Origin of the sequence: Collinsella sp. HCP28S3_B9 (assembly GCF_052066095.1) — a bacterium.
Lineage (GTDB): Bacteria > Actinomycetota > Coriobacteriia > Coriobacteriales > Coriobacteriaceae > Collinsella.
Map to the genome: position 1 here is coordinate 1 of NZ_JBQHST010000022.1, position 18,748 is coordinate 18,748.

11 protein-coding genes are annotated in these 18,748 nt (G+C 61.7%); 5 read left to right on the plus strand and 6 right to left on the minus strand.

Annotated features, from left to right (window positions below; genetic code table 11):
* Window positions 1-172: 172 nt before the first annotated feature.
* On the minus strand, window positions 173-1,429 hold the full coding sequence (locus tag ACTNBB_RS06375; RefSeq protein WP_441042102.1) for an Nramp family divalent metal transporter: 1,257 nt from the start codon (window positions 1,427-1,429) through the stop codon (window positions 173-175).
* 513 nt (window positions 1,430-1,942) lie between these two features.
* Here ACTNBB_RS06375 and gltB point away from each other — a divergent pair.
* The 5 genes from gltB to ACTNBB_RS06400 all read left to right on the plus strand — a co-directional run bounded on the left by gltB (window position 1,943) and on the right by ACTNBB_RS06400 (window position 12,557).
* Window positions 1,943-6,640: a glutamate synthase large subunit gene (gene gltB / locus ACTNBB_RS06380; protein ID WP_441056829.1), complete on the plus strand. Its 4,698-nt coding sequence runs from the start codon at window positions 1,943-1,945 to the stop codon at window positions 6,638-6,640.
* 5 nt (window positions 6,641-6,645) lie between these two features.
* Window positions 6,646-8,127 (plus strand): glutamate synthase subunit beta, encoded by a 1,482-nt coding sequence (locus tag ACTNBB_RS06385; protein WP_441056831.1) that lies wholly within the window; start codon window positions 6,646-6,648, stop codon window positions 8,125-8,127.
* A 425-nt stretch (window positions 8,128-8,552) separates the two neighbouring features.
* Complete coding sequence (locus ACTNBB_RS06390; RefSeq protein WP_441056833.1) at window positions 8,553-9,260, plus strand: hypothetical protein; 708 nt, start codon at window positions 8,553-8,555, stop codon at window positions 9,258-9,260.
* Between the two features lie 358 nt (window positions 9,261-9,618).
* Complete coding sequence (locus ACTNBB_RS06395; RefSeq protein ID WP_441056835.1) at window positions 9,619-10,776, plus strand: hypothetical protein; 1,158 nt, start codon at window positions 9,619-9,621, stop codon at window positions 10,774-10,776.
* Between the two features lie 377 nt (window positions 10,777-11,153).
* Window positions 11,154-12,557, plus strand: a complete 1,404-nt coding sequence (locus tag ACTNBB_RS06400; RefSeq protein ID WP_441056837.1) for an amidohydrolase family protein — start codon at window positions 11,154-11,156, stop codon at window positions 12,555-12,557.
* A gap of 90 nt (window positions 12,558-12,647) precedes the next feature.
* Here the strand turns inward: ACTNBB_RS06400 and ACTNBB_RS06405 are convergent, their stop codons facing one another.
* The 5 genes from ACTNBB_RS06405 to ACTNBB_RS06425 all read right to left on the minus strand — a co-directional run bounded on the left by ACTNBB_RS06405 (window position 12,648) and on the right by ACTNBB_RS06425 (window position 18,715).
* The gene (locus tag ACTNBB_RS06405) at window positions 12,648-13,121 is read right to left on the minus strand and encodes a hypothetical protein (RefSeq protein WP_427717775.1); all 474 of its coding nucleotides are present in this window, start codon (window positions 13,119-13,121) and stop codon (window positions 12,648-12,650) included.
* 146 nt (window positions 13,122-13,267) lie between these two features.
* Window positions 13,268-13,537 (minus strand): metal-sensing transcriptional repressor, encoded by a 270-nt coding sequence (locus ACTNBB_RS06410; RefSeq protein WP_229778266.1) that lies wholly within the window; start codon window positions 13,535-13,537, stop codon window positions 13,268-13,270.
* A 51-nt stretch (window positions 13,538-13,588) separates the two neighbouring features.
* Entirely contained in the window at window positions 13,589-13,810 is a 222-nt protein-coding gene (locus tag ACTNBB_RS06415) for a heavy-metal-associated domain-containing protein (protein ID WP_154515953.1), read from the minus strand.
* A gap of 147 nt (window positions 13,811-13,957) precedes the next feature.
* On the minus strand, window positions 13,958-16,300 hold the full coding sequence (locus ACTNBB_RS06420; RefSeq protein WP_441056839.1) for a heavy metal translocating P-type ATPase: 2,343 nt from the start codon (window positions 16,298-16,300) through the stop codon (window positions 13,958-13,960).
* A 330-nt stretch (window positions 16,301-16,630) separates the two neighbouring features.
* On the minus strand, window positions 16,631-18,715 hold the full coding sequence (locus ACTNBB_RS06425) for a protein kinase domain-containing protein (RefSeq protein WP_441056841.1): 2,085 nt from the start codon (window positions 18,713-18,715) through the stop codon (window positions 16,631-16,633).
* Window positions 18,716-18,748 lie beyond the last annotated feature (33 nt).

Consider the following 18,748-nt stretch of genomic DNA (forward strand, 5'->3'; position numbering starts at 1 on the left):
ATTGCCTTTCCACGAATCCTAGCTTCAGCAATTAAGATTCTAGGCGATAACCGCTTCCTGCTTTCTACGGCCAGGGAAGCGGCCCCTTACACCAACATTCGGCACGCGATCCTCAAAGCGGCCTCACTTGTTACAGATTGAGACGTTATATCTGGACAGTCACGCCATCCCATTACATCCCCGTTAGCAGTACGATGTCGAGAATCGTCACGATGACACCGATCCCTACGAGCAACGCGTTGAGCGGGCGCGAGTTGGCGTATTTGCCCATGACGCGGGGCGAGCTGGTGAGTCGTATGAGCACAAAGACCGTAATCGGCAGCTGAAGCGACAACAGTGCCTGACTCCAAATGAGACCCTCAAAAGGATTCGGGACGATCAGGCACGCCGCCACTGCGCCGACGAAACAGGCCGCCACTCCGATCGAGGAATGTCGGTCGTGGATGTCGTATTCCTCGTCGAATATGCCCGCGGTGATGGTGCCCGCCGCCATGCCCGCCGTCACGCTACTCGATATGCCCGCAAACAGCAGTGCCACCGCAAAGATGGTCGAGCTTGCCGGGCCCAGAATGGGGGAGAGCGTGGCCGCTGCGACGGCGAGGTCGTCTACGACAATGCCGTGCGCAAAGAAGGTCGTTGCGGCCAGGATGACCATGGCCGAGTTGATTGCCCAGCCCACACCCATCGAAAAGAGCGTGTCGAAGAGCTCGTAGTGCAGGCGTTCTTCGATAACCTGCTCGCCTTGGCCTTCAAAGTGCATGGATTGGATGACCTCGGAGTGCAGGAAGAGGTTGTGGGGCATAACGACCGCGCCTAGGACACTTACGATAATCGCGACTGAGCCGGTGGGCATACTGGGTGTGATCCAGCTTGTGGCGGCTTGCGGCCAGTCGACCTTGACCAGCAGAAGCTCGACTAAAAACGAAAGTCCTACCACGCCCACGAAGGCGATGATCCAGCGTTCGGCGCGTTTGTAGGAGCTTGTCATGAGCATGACAATCGATGCCGCCGCCACGATGATGCAGCCGGCACGTACGGGCAGGCCGAAGAGCATTTGAAGTGCGATCGCACCGCCCAGGACTTCGGCCATGGCGGTGGCGACCGTGGCTAGATACGCGCTGCCGAGTATCGCACGCCCGACGAGGCGGGGCAGGTGGCGCGTCGTGGCCTCGGCAAGACACATGCCCGTGGCGATGCCCAAGTGAGCCGCGTTGTGTTGCAGCACGATGAGCATGATCGTGGACAGCGTGACGATCCACAGCAGCGCGTAGCCAAACTGCGAGCCGGCAGCCATATTGGAGGCCCAATTGCCCGGGTCGATAAAGCCGACGGTCACGAGCAGCCCGGGGCCGATATGCCGTGCGATGTCGAGTCCGCCGTGGCCGCCGGTGCGCGGGGAGCCAAAGTGATGTTTGAGATGGTCGATCATGGTGCACTCCTGCGTGCCGTTTGTTTGACGCCGCAAAGGATACCCGTTTTAGGCTCGAAATCTGACCATGACTAACAAAATTGTTGTGATGGTAAAAGGGGGTTGCCGAAATGTCTTGATCTGTAACAACTAGGGATGGAAATTGGGCCTAGGTGTTACAGATCGAGACAGGAAGAAATGGTCCTATGGAAAATCTCGATCCGTAACAGCTGACCGCCAAAACCGCCCCTTCGTGTTACAGATTGAGACATTCGGAACCGTCTCTCGAGAACATCTCAATCTGTAACAGTTGGTCGTCGAAATTGGGTCTTCCTGTTACAGATTGAGATGTTTGAAGCGGTGAGCTTACAGGCCGAATCTGGGGCCCTTGTCGTTGCCCTTGAGGTCGGCGGTGTCCACTCGTAGGGCGTGCGTTACGCAATTGTTTCGAAACGGGCGGGAAACACAATGGGCCGGCGATGCTTCTAGTATGCCTATTCAACTGACTGTCTAAATATCTAGGGGAGGATCGCGATGCAGGCAGATTCCGCTCAGCAGCAGGGCCTTTATCGCCCCGAATTCGACCACGATGCATGTGGCATCGGCGCGCTTGCCGATATCAACGGCGAGCGCCACCACCAGATTCTGGACGATGCGCTGTCCATTCTGGTCAACTTGGAGCACCGCGGTGGCACGGGACTCGAGAAGAATACCGGCGACGGCGCCGGCATCCTGTTCCAGGTTCCGCATCACTTTTTCCGCAAAGAGGCTCAAAAGTGCGGCCAGATTCTGCCGGCAGAGGGCGACTATGGCGTGGCCATGCTGTTCTTCCCGCAAGACGACAAGGGCGTAGAGGATGCCCGCCACGTGTTTGAGGAAGGCTGTGCCGAGGCCGGGGTGCCGCTGCTCTTTTGGCGCGAGGTGCCGGTCGACCCTCACGATCTGGGCGAGACGGCCCGCGCCTGCATGCCCACCATCCTGCAGGCCTTCCTGGGCCGTCCGGACGACACGCCCGCCGGCGATGCCTTTGAGCGTCGCCTGTACGTGTGCCGCCGCACCATCGAAAAGAAGGCCGACGCCGAGTTTGCCCTGCGCGACAAGATCTTCTATGTGTGCTCCATGAGCTCGCGCACCATCGTGTACAAGGGCATGCTGGTCGCCACGCAGATGCGCCGCTTCTTTATCGATCTCAACGACGCCGCCGTTAAGACGGCCGTGGCGCTCGTCCACTCGCGCTACTCCACCAATACCACGCCTAGCTGGGAGCGCGCACATCCCAACCGCTTTATTATCCACAACGGCGAGATCAACACCCTCAAGGGCAACGTCAACTGGATTCGCGCCCGCGAACCTAACCTGTACAGCCCCGTGCTGCAACATGATCTTGAGCGTGTGATGCCCATCATCAACCGCGAGGGTTCCGACTCCGCGATTCTGGATAATGTACTCGAGTTTTTGGTCATGAACGGCCGTCCGCTCACGCGTGCCGCGTCCATGTTGCTGCCCGAGCCGTGGGACCACAACGACAACCTGAGCGAGGAGCGTCGCGCCTACGATGCCTACCAGTCCATGCTCATGGAGCCCTGGGACGGCCCGGCGGCCATCGCCTTTACCGACGGCCGTACGCTGGGTGCCGCCCTTGACCGCAACGGCCTGCGCCCGGCTCGCTACTACGTGACGCGCGACGGCCGCTTTATGCTGGCAAGCGAGGTGGGCACCATCGAGGTGCGCCCCGAGAATATCCTGACAAGCGGTTGTTTGGGACCGGGCCAGATGCTCGAGGTCGATTTTGCCCGCGGCCGTGTGATCTACAATGATGAGCTGCGCGCCCGCTATGCCAAGGAAAAGCCCTACCGCGATTGGATTGCCGAAGAGACGCTGACCGTTGACGCGCTCGACAAGCCCGCCGCGGCAACGCCCGCCGAGGATGCCGAGGTGCCTGCCGCCGTGCGTATGGCCAAGCTCGGCTACCACTGGGATGATGTTGACGAGGTCGTGCGCCCCATGGCCCAGCAGGGCAAGGCCCCGCTCGCCTCGATGGGTATCGATGCGCCGCTGGCCTGCCTGTCCAAGAAGACGCGCTCGTTCTTTGACTACTTCTATCAACTGTTCGCCCAGGTCACGAACCCGCCGATCGACGCCCTGCGCGAGCATATGGTCACCTCGACCACGCTCTACCTGGGCAACCACGGCAACCTGCTCGAGGACTCTCGTACGGCCTGCCAACTGGTGCGTCTGGAGCGCCCGCTGCTGAGCGAGGAGGAGTTCGACCGCATTTGCGCGATTGACCGTGTTGGCTTTAAGACCTGCCGTTTCCGTGCCGTTTACCGCCGCGATGCCGGAGAGGGCGCGCTGCAGGCTGCGCTCAAGCAGCTTGCAGAGGACGTTGAGGCTGCGGTCCGCGACGGCGTGAACATCGTGGTGTTGAGCGATCGCGCCGGAGCGGACGAGGTACCCGTGCCGTCGCTGCTCGCCGTGGGCTGCGTGCACAACCACCTGATCCGCGCCGGCGTGCGTACCTTTGCCGACATTGTGGTGGAGTGTGGCGACGCCGTGTCTCCGCACGACTTTGCGGCGCTGGTGGGCTACTCCGCGAGCGGCATCTATCCGTACAACGCGCATGCGTGCATTCGCGACTTGGCGGCGCACGGCGATCTGGACGTGACAGCCGAGCAGGGCATCGCCAACTACAATAAGGCTGCGACCGCCGGCATCGTTTCCATCATGTCCAAGATGGGCATCTCCACGGTGCAGAGCTACCATTCGGCGCAGATCTTCGAGGCCGTGGGCTTTACGCCGGAGTTCGTCAACGCGTACTTCGCCGGCACGGTGAGCCGTGTGGGCGGTATGGGTGTCGAGGACGTTGAGCGCGAGCAAAACGAGCGCTACGACGCCGCGCTCGCTATCCTTAAGAGCCCGGCTCCCGATCAGCTGCCCACGCTGGGTCTGACCAAGTGGCGCCCGCTCAGCGGCGAGGATCACCTCATCGATCCGCAGACTGTCTACTTGCTGCAGACCGCCTGTCGTGAGGACAGCTACGACACCTTTAAGGAGTACAGCGCCCGCCTGCACCGCACCGGCCGTGCCGTGCGCCTGCGTGACTTGCTCGACTTTAATGCCAACGGCCGCACGCCGGTTTCGCTCGACGAGGTGGAGCCCGCGCGCAACATCGTCCGCCGCTTTAACACCGGTGCCATGTCGTACGGTTCTATCAGCAAAGAGGCGCACGAGTGCATGGCCATCGCCATGAACCGCCTGCATGGACGCTCTAACTCGGGCGAGGGCGGCGAGGATCCGCGTCGCGAGACCCCGCTGGCTAACGGTGACTCCAAGAACTCCGCCATCAAGCAGGTGGCAAGTGCGCGCTTTGGCGTAACGAGCCGCTACCTGTGCAGCGCCTTCGAGATTCAGATCAAGATGGCCCAGGGCGCCAAGCCCGGCGAGGGTGGCCACCTGCCCGGTAAGAAGGTCTACCCCTGGATCGCCGAGGTCCGTCAGTCCACGCCCGGCATCGGCCTGATCTCGCCTCCGCCGCACCACGACATCTACTCCATCGAGGACCTGGCAGAGCTGATCTTTGATCTTAAGAACGCCAACCCCGGTGCGCGCGTGTCGGTCAAGCTGGTCAGCGAGGCCGGCGTCGGCACCATCGCCACCGGTGTGGCCAAGGGTGCCGCCGACAAGATCTTGATCAGCGGCCACAATGGCGGCTCGGGTGCCGCGGCGCGCGATTCCATTTGGCACGCCGGCCTGCCGCTGGAGCTCGGCCTTGCCGAGGCTCAGCAGACGTTGCTGCAAAACGGCCTGCGCTCCCGCGTGGTGCTCGAGGCCGACGGCAAGCTCATGGACGGTACCGATGTTGCCGTCGCCTGCCTGCTGGGCGCCGAGGAGTTTGGCTTTGCGACCATGCCGCTCATCTCCATGGGCTGCCTCATGCAGCGCGACTGCCAGCAGGACACCTGCCCGGCCGGCATCGCCACGCAAAACTGTCGCCTGCGTCGCGGCTTCCGCGGCAAGCCCGAGCACGTTGAGCACTTTATGCTCTTTGTTGCCGAGCAGCTGCGTGAGGTCATGGCGAGCCTGGGCTTCCGCACCGTCGACGAGATGGTCGGCCATCCCGAGTGCCTGCGCCAGATCGAGGTACCGGGCAACCGCAAGGCCAACCTGCTTGATCTGTCGCCCGTGCTGGCGAGCGCGACCTGCGAGTTCGGTGCCCATATCCCGGGCGCCGACGGTCGCCACTTCCTGCCGCAGATGGCTGCGGACAGCGAGCTCGACAAGACGCTCGACTCCACGTTGTTTGTGCCCTATACGGCCGATGCCCGTGCGCACCTGCGCCCGATTCGGTTCCGCGCCGATATCGCCAACGTCAACCGTTGCGTGGGCACCATCCTGGGCAATGCGGTGACCAAGGCGCATCCCGAGGGCCTACCCGCCGGCTCCATCACCATCGATTGCGATGGTTCGGCCGGTCAGAGCTTTGGCGCCTTTCTGCCGCGCGGCATTACGCTCAACGTGTGCGGCGACGCCAACGACTACTTTGGCAAGGGCCTTTCGGGCGGCGAGGTGTCGGTGCGCCCCAACCCGCACGCGACCTACAAGTTCGACGAGAACATCATCGTGGGCAACGTGGCGTTCTTTGGCGCCACGAGCGGCCGCGGCTTTATTAACGGCCTGGCAGGCCAGCGCTTTGGCGTGCGTAACTCCGGTGCCACCGTGGTGGTCGAGGGCTGCGGCAACCATGGCTGCGAGTACATGACGGGCGGCCTGGCGCTCATCTTGGGCGAGGTCGGGCAGAACTTCGCCGCCGGTATGACGGGTGGCGTGGCCTATGTCTTTGACCAGTACGGCACGCTCGAGGCCCGTGTGAACCACGAGAGCGTGGAACTCAAGGCCCCGACGGCTGGCGAGCTGGCGCAGATTCGCGCGCTCATCCAGGAGCACGTGGACGCGACGCAGAGCCCGCGCGGCATTAAGCTGCTCTACAGCTTCGAGACGATGAGCAAGCACTTTGTGAAGGTCATTCCGACCGAGTACGAGCGCGTGCTGGCGATTGTCGCTGCGGCCGAGGCCGTGGGCAAGACGCATGCGCAGGCCGAGGAGTTGGCGTTTGACATCGTGACTGGCCGCGCGAGCGCCGCGGATGTCGCTCGCTTTGATGTCGCGGGCGGTGCTGCGGGCACTGCGCCCGTGGCTGCCAGCCCTGTTGCTTCGACCAAGAAGGAGGCGTAAGTGCCATGGGTAAGCCCGGTGCTTTTCTTGATATCGATCGCGTGGCCCACGAGCTGCGCCCCGTGGAGGAGCGCAGCCGCGATTTCGATCCGCTGTACGTGGAGCTCGACGACGATGCGCGCCGCGCCCAGGCGAGCCGCTGCATGATGTGCGGCGTGGCGTTTTGCCAGATGGGTGCGAGCTTTGGCAAGGCGCGTCCGAGTGGCTGTCCGCTGCACAACCTGATTCCCGAGTGGAACGAGCTGGTGTATCGCGGTCGCTGGGACGAGGCGGCCGAGCGCCTGTCGCTCACCTCGCCCATGCCCGAGTTTACGAGCCGCGTGTGCCCGGCACTGTGCGAGGCTGCGTGCAACCTGGGTTCGGTCGACGGCCAGCCCACAACGATTCACGATAACGAGCGCGCGATCAGCGACCACGAATGGGCAAACGGCGGCCCACGTCGCTTTGAGCCGGCAGGGGAGGACGCGCCCTCGGTCGCCGTGGTTGGTTCCGGCCCGGCTGGCCTGGTGGCTGCATGGGAACTTGCGCGTCGCGGTGCCCGCGTGACGGTGTTTGAGCGCGACGACCGCCCAGGCGGTCTGCTCATGTACGGCATTCCCAACATGAAGCTCGAGAAGTCCGTGGTCGAGCGCCGCGTGGCGCTCATGCGCGAGCTGGGCATTGTCTTTGAGCTGGGTACTGACGTTACGAACCCTGCGGTGGCGGCCAAGCTCAATGGTTTTGACGCCGTTGTGGTGGCTGCCGGTGCTCGTACGCCCCGCGGTCTTTCGGCTACGAATGTGGATGCCCCGGGCGTGGTGTATGCCGTGGACTACCTGACGGCTTCGACCGTCTCGGTACTCGATGGCGGTGAGCCCGCGGTGAACGCGCGCGGCCTGGACGTTGTAGTCATTGGCGGCGGCGATACCGGCAACGACTGCGTGGGTACCGCGGTGCGCCAGGGTGCACGCAGTGTGCGTCAGTTTGAGTTCTTGCCGGCCGCGCCCGATAAGCGTGCTGCGAGCAATCCCTGGCCGCAGTGGCCCAACGTTAAGAAGACCGACTACGGTCAGCAGGAGGCTATCGCTGCCATGGGCGGCGAGATGCGTGCTTGGGGCGTGGATACGCTCGAGGTATTGCTGGACAAGAAGGGCGCGGCCGCGGGCCTGCGCGTGGTCGATCTGGACTGGTCGGCCGGCAAGCCCGAACGCATTGCGGGCTCCGAGCACGAGGTGCCGGCCCAGCTGGTGCTGATCGCCTGTGGCTTTACGGGTCCGGAGCACGGCGTGTTCGACGCTGTTGACGTGCCTATTGCCACGGCGGGCCGTCCGTTGCCCGTGATGGCCTCCGAGGACTCGCATCTTGCGGCTCGTGTCGACGGCGTCGCCGCGGATGCCGCGCCGGTGTATGTGGCCGGCGATGCCCGCAACGGCAGCTCGCTCGTGGTGAGTGCCATGGCCGATGCCCTCGCCTGCGCAGCCGAGGTCGCCGAGGCGCTGGGGCTGTAAGACAATCACGGAGTTACTCAACAATCGAATCGGCAAGGGCTGTCCCCAACGGCCGGCACGTAAGGAGCGTCCCCATGTGCCGGCAGCTGGGGCACGTTCCTTACGTTCCGGCATCCGGGGACACTCCTTGCGGGTTTGCGAGCGTTTTGCTCGTTTGCCGACGTTTGGCTGCCTACCCGTTGGCGTTTGCGCTCGTTGCGCTCTGCTGTTTATGTGACAGCTTTAGTTGTTTGCGGACAGCGGCGCGGGTGATTCGTCTAGTTCTACCTGCAATTTTGTGGCAATTTGTATAATCTGCAAGTATCCCGTCAAGTGCTTGGTCAGCATCTGGTTTGCAGCCCGATGCCCATTTCGCCCGTGATGGCGGCGACCACCCGCCCTCCTCGTAAGCTCAAATTGAGGTTTATCAGTTTGAGGAGGATGCCATGGCTGATCATGTTTTGGACCGGGGACGTCTGGCCGAGGCCGTCGGTGACGATATTGCCGGCATGGCCCAGTTTTGGATGCTGCGCAAGTTTCAGTTTTTGGAGGCGGCGCGTACACAGTTCGAAGTGATAGTCGATCCATGGCTCAGCTATTGCGAGGAGCCCTCGCAAAATGAAATCATGGCCTATAACATGGCATTTACCGATTGGCTGCTGTTCGAGCGTCCCTATTACCATGGCAAGACGCTGCTTGAGCTGTATGTTGACGAGCCGCCGGCGTCGCTTTCGCCCGTCTCGCTCAGACGGCTCGAGCAGGTGCGCGGCACGCACTATTTTTCGCGCTTTGGCATTTTGGATAAGGATCCCGCGACCGGTATGGTCGCGCTGCGTGACACGCGTACCGACCGTCGCTTTGACGTCTACGATCCGCATATCGTGCAAAAGGAGCACTGGCGCGATGGCGCGATTGCGGTGCGCCTCGCGTGCGTCGACGATGTCTGGCTGACGGCGGGGCAGCTCTACCTCTACGACATTGCGCGCCTGAGCGATACGGCGGTCGACGGGCCTGGCGCCGTGCATCCTGAGGACCTAGAAGATGGCTTCGATACCTCGTGTATCAGCTTCTTCTTACGGCTGGTTCGCGACATCATGGGCGCCCAGGGGCGCTACGTAAAGTCGCTCAACATCTACAAACAGGAATGGGAGTAGGGGATGGGCATCTGCCGCCTGCCTTGCCTTCTGCCTTTATATCTCGATCTGTAACGTTTAGGGACAAAAAACCGGTCTACCCGTTACAGATCGAGACGACTGCTTGGGCGTTGCTTGTTTGTCTAAATCTGTAACGTTTAGGGGTCTGGAGAACACCTAACTGTTACAGATCGAGATGTTTGGCACCTAGCTGGGGAAATGTCTCAACCTGTAACATCTACAGGCCAAAACTCGATCCAACTGTTACAGATTGAGACAAAGGTTGGGCGCGGTGCCGAACAATCTAAATCTGTAACAACTAGAGGCTCAAAGACTGTCTTCCTGTTACAGATCAAGACATTTGTCAGCGGAGGCAACGGTGACGATGGTCCATTTGTCTGACGTGGTGGTGATGAAAGTGTCTAATACCGTTTTCAAACACAAACATGCAGCACGTAGCACCTTGGCGCGGAATAGGATGCTCGCCAGGCTCACGGAGGCGGCTGAACAAGGCGTGCTGCTTGCGACGCACGACAATGCCGAGCTCATGTGGCTGCGGCGCCATGTGGGCACAGACGATATTGCGGAGCCCGAATCGCACCTATTCTGTTTTCAGCATGAATGGGATGCGTTGACGCCGCCGGAGCGGGCTCGGCGGACCATCAAGGGGCTTGCGGAGTTTCATCCCGATTGGGCGTTTTGGGGGTATGACGCCGCGCTGATATGGGGTCTGGAGGTGCCGAATGATCTGCTCGGGCCGCGTTACTTGGTCAAGACGGGTTGTTCGGTGGCGTTGAGTACGGGATATAGGCTGCTGCGTCCGCAGGCGTCGGGTGCGCTTGAGCGCGTCGACGGCGTGCGAGTGACGCCGTTTTGGCGCACGGTGGAGGATTGTCTGCTGCGTGCGCCGTTTTCATATGGTCTGGCGATTGCCGATTCTGCGCTGCGGGCGAAGGGCATATCGCGCGACGACCTCTGCGAACGGCTCCAGGCCGATTGCGAGGGCAGACGCGGGTATCGCAGAGCTCAGGTGATTGCGTCGCATGCGGACGGGCTGTCCGAAAACGGTGGCGAGTCTCGGTTCCGAGCGTTCTTTATTGCATACGGTTTTCCGGTGCCAGAGTTGCAGGTGGAGTTTCGCGATCCGCTCGATTCGAGCCAGGTGTTTCGGGTCGATTATTTCTGGAGGCTCGAGGACGGGACGTGCGTGATTGGCGAGCTCGACGGAAGAGGAAAGTATACCCTGCAGGATGGTGGGGATCGGGAGTCGGTCGACCCGTTCGTAGCAGAGCGTCAGCGGGAATCTCATCTGACAATGCTCGGGCACAAGGTGCTGAGGTTCACGTTTGATGAGCTCAAGAACCCAGGGAAGCTGGCTGAAAAGATGAGGCTGGCGGGTATTTCGCAGCGGGCCGATTTGGCTGAGGGATGGAAGCGTCAGTGGTATGGGCGCCGAGGGATACGACTAACGCGGATGTGGTTGTTCCTGTCGAGTTTGTCTCGATCTGTAACAACAAGGGGCCGTTTGGCCTCGTAACTGTTACAGATCGAGACAGAAGGTTGGCTGCCGCTAGAAGATCTAAATCTGTAACATCTAGAGGCCGAAAACCTGTCTACATGTTACAGATTTAGATGTTTGACGACAGGGCTGGAGAATATCTCGATCTGTAACATCTAACGGCCAAAATTCGACCCAACTGTTACAGATTGAGACAAAGGCTGGACGCGGTGCCGAAAGATCTCGATCTGTAACATCTGGCTGCTAAAACCTGGTCTACCTGTTACAAATCAAGACGTTTTGCTGGAACGGCCGGAGCATTGCCGTGCTGTCTCCGTTTGCCCTCACAGCTCTCTCGTCCCTCCGCTAACCGATATGTTCGACTTTAGTTTGCTGCATTAGGTGATAATGGACAAATGTTCAAGTTAATCGTGAGGGAGGAGCTCGATATGGCGTCTGCCGATCGTTCCACGTTGTTTATCAATGCGACCGTCCTGGATGGTTCGGAGCATATGGAGCCGCAGCCCGACTTGGCCGTGGCCGTTGAGCGCGGTGTCATCACGTGGATGGGGCCGAGCGCTGTTGCGCAGGCGCCTGCAGGCGCCGAGGTCCTCGACCTGGCCGGGGCGTATCTCATGCCGGGCCTCATCAATATGCATGTGCATCTGTGTGGCTCGGGCAAGCCGGTTTCGGCGGGCGATGCGGGCGCGCTGATGAAGAAGCTCGATAATCCCGTGGGGCGCGCCATCGTGCGCCATATTCTTAAGGGCAGCGCCCAACAACAACTGGCAAGTGGCGTGACCACGGTGCGCGGCGCGGGCGACCCGCTGTTTGCCGATCTGGCCGTGCGCGATGCTATCGACGCCGGCAAGTATCAGGGTCCGCGTTTGGTGGCGCCGGGAACGGGCGTCACGGTGCCGGGTGGCCACGGCGCGGGCTTGTTCGCCCAGGTGGCCAACAGTCCCTCCGAGGCGGCCGAACAGGTGCGCGACCTGTATGCGCGCGGTGCCGACGTCATTAAGCTGTTCGTAACGGGCGGTGTGTTCGATGCGACCGAGGTAGGCGAGCCGGGCGTGCTGCGTATGCCGGTGGAGGTTGCCGCGGCGGCGTGCAAGGCAGCGCACGATATGGGCCTTCCAGTTATGGCTCATGTCGAGAGCATCGAGGGCGTGAAGGCCGCGCTCGAGGCCGGCGTCGATACGATCGAGCACGGCGCTCCGTTGACGCCCGAGATCCTGGAGCTGTACCGCGGCGCCGCGGGAACTCAGCTCGAGGGGCGTGCGCCGAGTGTGACCTGCACGATCAGCCCCGCACTGCCGTTTGTGCTGCTCGATCCGGAAAAGACTCATTCGACTGACACGCAAAAGAAGAACGGCGATATCGTGTGCTCGGGCATTATCGAGAGCGCTCGTGCGGCGCTGGAAGCCGGTATCAAGGTAGGTTTGGGTACGGATTCGAGCTGCCCGTTCGTGACCCAGTACGACATGTGGCGCGAGGTGGCCTATTTTGCCAAGTACGTGGGCGTGAGCAATGCGTTTGCGCTGCATACGGCTACGCAGGTCAATGCTGAGCTGCTGGGGCTGGGCGGCGAGACCGGTGCGATCGAGTGCGGCAAGGCTGCCGATATCCTGGTGACGCGCGAGAACCCGCTCGATGACCTGTGCGCTCTGCGCGAGCCGATGCACGTGATGTGTCGTGGCGATTTGGTGCGCAAACTCAAGGTGAAGCGTATTCCCGAGGTGGACGCCGAGCTCGACACGATTATGGCCATGCCAGCCGAGGCGCTTGCCGAGGAGCTTGCCCGCGACGGCGTGGCGTAGGTGTGACGGGGGCGGGCCCTTTGTCGCATTCAAAAAAGCCGAGGTCCCAGTGCGAGACCTCGGCTTTTATTTTGTCCTGCGGTATGGCGGCTACGAGCGCGTCTCCATCTTGGCGTGGCACTTGGGGCAGGTGACGCGGATCTTGCCTTTGCCCTTGGGGACGGAGAGCATCTGGCCGCAGTTGGGGCACTTGAGGTATGCCGTGGTCTTGCGACCCTTCCACATCTTCTTGGCCGTGCGCTTGGCACGCTCAAAGTCTTCCTTACTGGTGCCGGCCGCGCGTGAGGTGCTGGCCGCTGCAGCGCCGCCACCCAAGCTGGCGACAAACTTGCCCAAGCCGGGGACCTTAGCCGAGCCGGCGACAAAGGCCTCGTTCTCCTTGCGACGTGCGTCGATGTTTTTGGACAGGCCGCGCAGTACGCCGATCACGATGACGGCGATGGCGATCCAACTGAGCCACTGGACGCGGGCCATCGATCCGATCATCGCGATGACGATGCCCGCAAAACCCATCACGATGGTGAGCTCGTCGGCGCCATTGCGGCCCTTCATAAAGTCATTCATGCAAATTGCCTTTCGTTCGATATGCCGCACGCCTTTATACCCGATTTAGAGCAAGGGGGACAGGTTAATCTGCACCAATGTGGTGCAAACATACCTGTCCTCGGAACATCAAGACGGTGCAAAGTGGTTTGTCCTCAATGCGCCGATTACTTAGAGAGCTTGTCGACGACGCGTTCGATCTCGGCGAGCTTCGCGGCTTTGAGGTCTTCGTCGCCCGATTCGATTGCCGAAGTCACGCAGCCCTCGATATGCGCCTTGAGCACGTCAGCGTTAATGCGCGCGAGGAGTGCCTGTGTGGCCATGAGCTGCGTGGAAATATCGACGCAGTAGCGGTCCTCCTCGACCATCCGCAGGATGCCGTCGATCTGGCCGCGCGCCGTCTTGAGCATACGGTTCACCGATTTGTGGTCTGCCATCATGGCGGGTCCTCGTTTCTGGTCGATGGGGTCGAATGCTTCTGGTAGCTGCTAGGCTGCGGTCACGGACAGGGCGTGGAACTTCTCGCCGGCGCTCTCGACGGCGGCAGCGAGCTGCTCAGCGGCCACGGTGTCGGCGCACTCCACCTGTACCGTCTGGGTCTCGTGATCGGCATCGGCGTCGGTCACGCCGGCCACGTTGAGCAGTGCCGTCTCGACAGTAGCGTCGCAGTGGCCACACATAAGGCCGGAAGTCTTAATTGTGTATCGCATGGGTATTCCTCTCTGTTATGTCGGCTTTCCCAGGCACCCGACCTTGACCTTCAAGCCGTCGCTCGCGTACCAAAGTACGCGTCGCTCCTCTTTCAGGTCAATCTCGGGCACCTGGAAAACCCGTTCTAAATGGACGTAATGGTGAGCCTATTTTGCCACTATAGGCTTAAAGGATTTCAGGCGCAGAGCATTGGACACGACGCACGCGCTCGACAGGCTCATCGCCGCGGCGCCAAACATCGGCGAGAGCTGCCAGCCGGTGAGGGGGAAGAACGCGCCCGCAGCGAGCGGAATGCCGATGCCGTTGTAGAACAGCGCCCAGAACAGGTCTTGCTTGATGTTGCGAATCGTGGCGCGCGAAAGCTCGATAGCGCGGGCGACGTCCATGAGATCGCTGCGCATGAGTACCACATCTGCCCCTTCCTTGGCGATGTCGGCGCCGGTGCCGATAGCAAGGCCCACGTCGGCGCGCGCCAGGGCAGGGGAGTCGTTGATGCCGTCGCCCACCATGGCGACCTTGCCGCCCGCATCCTGCAGTTCGCGCACGTGGCGTTCCTTGTCGGCGGGAAGCACGTCGGCAATGACCTGCTTGCTGCTCAGTCCTACGCGGCGGGCGATTGCTTCGGCCGTCACACGGTTGTCGCCGGTGAGCATGTGCACGTCGACGCCGAGCGAACGCAGCGCAGCGATGGCCTCGGCGCTCGTCTCCTTGACCTCGTCAGCCACGGCAATGGTGCCGACAAGCTCGCCGTTCTTGGCAAAGAACAACGGTGTCTTGCCCTCGACAGCGAATCGCTCGGCAAGTCCTGAGGGCACGGTGATACCCAACTCGCCCATTAAGCGCACGTTACCGGCAGCGATGGCGTTTTGTCCCTCGCGTGCCGTAACGCCGTGACCGGGCACGGCGGCAAAGTCCTCGACCATGCGCGCCACGATTCCGCGCGCCTCGCACTCGGTCATAATCGCCTCGGCCAGCGGATGCTCGCTCGAGCGCTCCAGCGCGGCAGCGAGCTTCAGTAACGCCTTTTCACTCATGGCGGGCGAGCCATCGGCGCGCGTGGCTACCACGATATCGGTCACGGCAGGTTTGCCGCGGGTGACCGTACCCGTCTTATCGAACACCACGGTACCCACGCCGCGCAGGTTCTCCAGCGCCTCGGCGCTCTTAAACAGAATGCCCATCTCGGCGCCCTTGCCGGTGCCTACCATAATGGCGACGGGCGTGGCTAGGCCGAGCGCGCAGGGACAACTGATCACCAGCACGGCCACGGCGGAGGTAAGTGCCTCGTTTATGCTGCCGGTCAGTGCCATCCACACCGCAAAGGTCACGGCCGAGATCACGAACACCACGGGCACGAACACGCCGGCGACCTTGTCGGCCATGCGGGCGATGGGCGCCTTGGTGGCGTTGGCGTCCTCGACGAGCTGGATGATCTTGGCCAGCGACGTGTCGGCACCAACCCGCGTGGCGCGGAAGGTAAACGAGCCGGTGCGGTTGACGGTGGCGGCGTTGACGGTGTCGCCGGCGGTCTTTTCCACGGGGATTGACTCGCCGGTGAGCGCACTCTCGTCCACGGCCGAGCTACCCTCGAGCACCACGCCGTCGACGGGGATTGACTCGCCGGGGTGCACACGCAGGACCTGGCCGGGAAGGATGTTATCGACGTCGACGGTGGTTTCGCTGCCGTCGTCGGCAACGACGGTCGCGGTTTTAGGCGCCAGATCGATGAGCGCCTCGATGGCGCCGCCGGTTTTGGACTTACTGCGCGTCTCGAGGTATTTGCCCACGGTGACGAGCGACAGGATCGTGCCCGCGCTCTCAAAATACAGATTGTCCATGCCTGTCATCATGGCCTCGTGCACCTGCCCCGTGGCCAGCTGGTCGGCCATGATGAACATGGCATAGAGCGACCAGGCAATGGAAGCGGTGGCGCCCACGGCAATAAGGGCATCCATGGTGGGCGCGCCGTGCGCGAGCGATTTAAACCCGTTGATAAAGTACGCGTCGTTGACGTAGACGATGGGGATGAGCAGGACAAGCTCGGTGAGGGCGAGCGTCATGCTGTGGATATGGTCGGTGAAAATGCCGGGCAGCGGCCAGCCGAGCATGTGTCCCATGCCTATGTAGAACAGTGGGATGAGGAAGACGATCGAGACGATGAGGCGGGTGCGCATGGCAGAGGCGGCGGCCTCCAACTTTTTGGCGGGCGACTCCATATGGGCGGCGCCGGACCTGGCTTGCGCGCTGCCGTTTGAGCCGGCGGCACCGGTGCCTGTGCTGACGGGTGAGGCCGAGTAGCCCGCGCGGTCGACGGCGGTGCAGATATCGTCGGGGGAGACCTGCGCGGGGTCGTAGTCGACCATCATGGAACCGGCGAGTAGGTTGACCGCGACGCTTTGGACGCCGTCGAGCTTGCTCACGGCACGGTCCACGTGCGCCTGGCAGGCGGCGCATGTCATGCCGCCTACGTCGAACTTATCTTGAGCCATGGCCTCTCCTTTCTGTAGTTCGGTGTTGGAATTGTTAACCTCTCGATACTATATACCCATACCCCCTGGGGGTGTCTAGTAATAGTTGGAATGTATGACTTTTCATTACAGATGAGGGTGGTTGCTCAATCGGTGGCCGTCCCAACCAATCATCTCAATCTGTAACATCTGGATCGGTTTTTGAACCATAGCTGTTACGGATCAAGACAAACAGTTGGCAGGAAACTCAATGTCTCAATCTGTAACATCTGGCGGGAAATATGACCTCTAACTGTTACAGATTAAGACGATTACCGGGGTGGGGTCCCGTCACGGCAAGACGCCCGCTGCCTAGATGCAGAATCCGGGAATCACGCAGGTTCGCTTGTTTGGCTTTTCCGCAGGCGTTGCGTACATAAAGACGTCGCCGTCGTGTCCCACGCGGTTCATATAGAGTGTGCCTTCGCTCTCCGATGTGTCGGGGCTCGCCGTTCGTTCCCACCAACAGGTGTCCTTGCCCTTCCACTGGCGAACCAACGTCTCGTTCGTGGAATACGGGCTCACCTTGAGCTCGCGGAAGAGCTGATACTCCTTGCCCTCGCCGTTGTAGATGTCTGCCAGGTAGTGATAGTCCTCGGCAAACGAATCGGGCGGTTGCGTACCGCACAGCTCGACCATGGCGGGCAGCCAAAGGGTTGCGGGCAACTCGCTCAGACACGATGCGCTTCTGGCAGCGCCAACGTTATTCGAGATCTTTTTGACAGATTTAATGAGTGCGCGCAACTCGTTGGGCAGCAGCTTAAGGCCATCGTTATCGAGCCATTCCCGCAGCTCGCAATCTGCCCAGCCGGCGCTCAACGGTTGGGCCGCGGCATCGCGCTCGGCAATGCCGGCATCGAACATAAACGTCAGTCCGGCCTTGCCCGTCCCGTCTAGAAGCTCGTCGTGGCGGATGCCCACGAGTTGTGCGCCGACCTCCAGCCCGTTGGTGAGCGTGACGCGCTTGGTGCATGGATAGGGGATATGCCCGTTGTCATCGAGCAGATGGTAGCGCTTGGCAATCTCGCGTGCCTCGCTACGGGTCTCGGCGGCCTTAATCTTGAGCGAAATCTCCTGCAGCTGATCCCAGGTGTAGTCGTCAAGCGAACTGCGGATGCCGTCTAGGTAGTCGGGGATGCCAAAGCCATGGGTTGCCGCCCCGATAACGCCGAGCCCCGCAACGGCCGCGACAACGCCACCGATAATAAAGCGGCGGCGGGTCATGGCGTCGTGCCGGACCTGCTCCAGGATCTCTCTCTCGCGCTCGCCGGCGACGTCGACCTTAAGGTGCGTGCCAGAATCGATATCAATCGCGGCCTCGTCTCCTGCGCCTTCGCGGCCCTCGGATTCGGCATCGGTGAAGTATGCCGAGAGCACCTCGAGCATCTGCTGCTCGGTAGGACGATCGCACTGCTCGACTGAAATGCCTTTCATGATGATCTGGACGAGCGCTTCGTCGTCATTGCATCGCGGCTCGAGCGGCGCCGGCTTGGTCTTGGTCTTTATGAGGTAGAACGAGCCCGTTGCCGCGGCACCCGTCGACTCCACATCGAACGGCTTGCGACCGCTGTAGAGCTGGTACAGAATGCTCGAAAGCGCGTAGACGTCGATTGCGGGCGAGCGGCGAAGGGCCGCGATGCCTTCGATATCCTGCGTGAGCATCTCGGGCGCGGCGTATGCGGGTGTGGCAAAGCGCCAGATGTCGGCGCGCCGGGTGATCGTGTCGTCGCCGAGGGCCATGGTCGCGGAGCCCATGTCGATGAGGCAGGGGTCAAAGGAGCAATCGGCGATCTGCTGCTCGAGCGTTCGACTGGTGGTACGGAACATGATATTGGCGGGCGACAGATCGCGATGGACGACCGGATTTACGAGTCCCTGGGTCATCAGGAGTGCGCGAAGCACGGCGTTTCCAACGGCGGCCACCATCTGGGTGGTTAGCCCGCCCGAGGCATCGTGCGGAAGCAAGGGCAGCGCCTGCTTGAGCGAGGTGCCCTTGACCCACTCCATGAGGATGAGCGGGTCGTCCTCGCACGATCCATAGCCATAGACGCGCGGAAATCCGCGCAGGTGCGAGACGGTGCACAGATGACGGTACTCCTCGAACAACGCGGCGGTGTTGGCCAGGTGCGCAGCCGCTTGCTCGGCGGAGCGATCGGGTGTTTGGTCAGAAAGGATGGCGTTGTCCTTGAGCAGCTTGACGGCAAAGACCTCGCCGCTTGTGTTGGTCGCGCGAAGCACGTGTCCGATATTGCCGCCGTCGCGGTATGCCGTCTGAAGAATAAGCGTCATAAACCGGCGCTTGGCGTCGTCCTCGGCGCTGGGGTCGACCGCCACAGCGGTATCGAACGTGTCGAGACGGATGAGTTTGTCGCCAGGGGCGGTGTTGGTGGTATCCAAGGCGTTCCTCCGTTTGGTGGGGCCGCGTGCTCA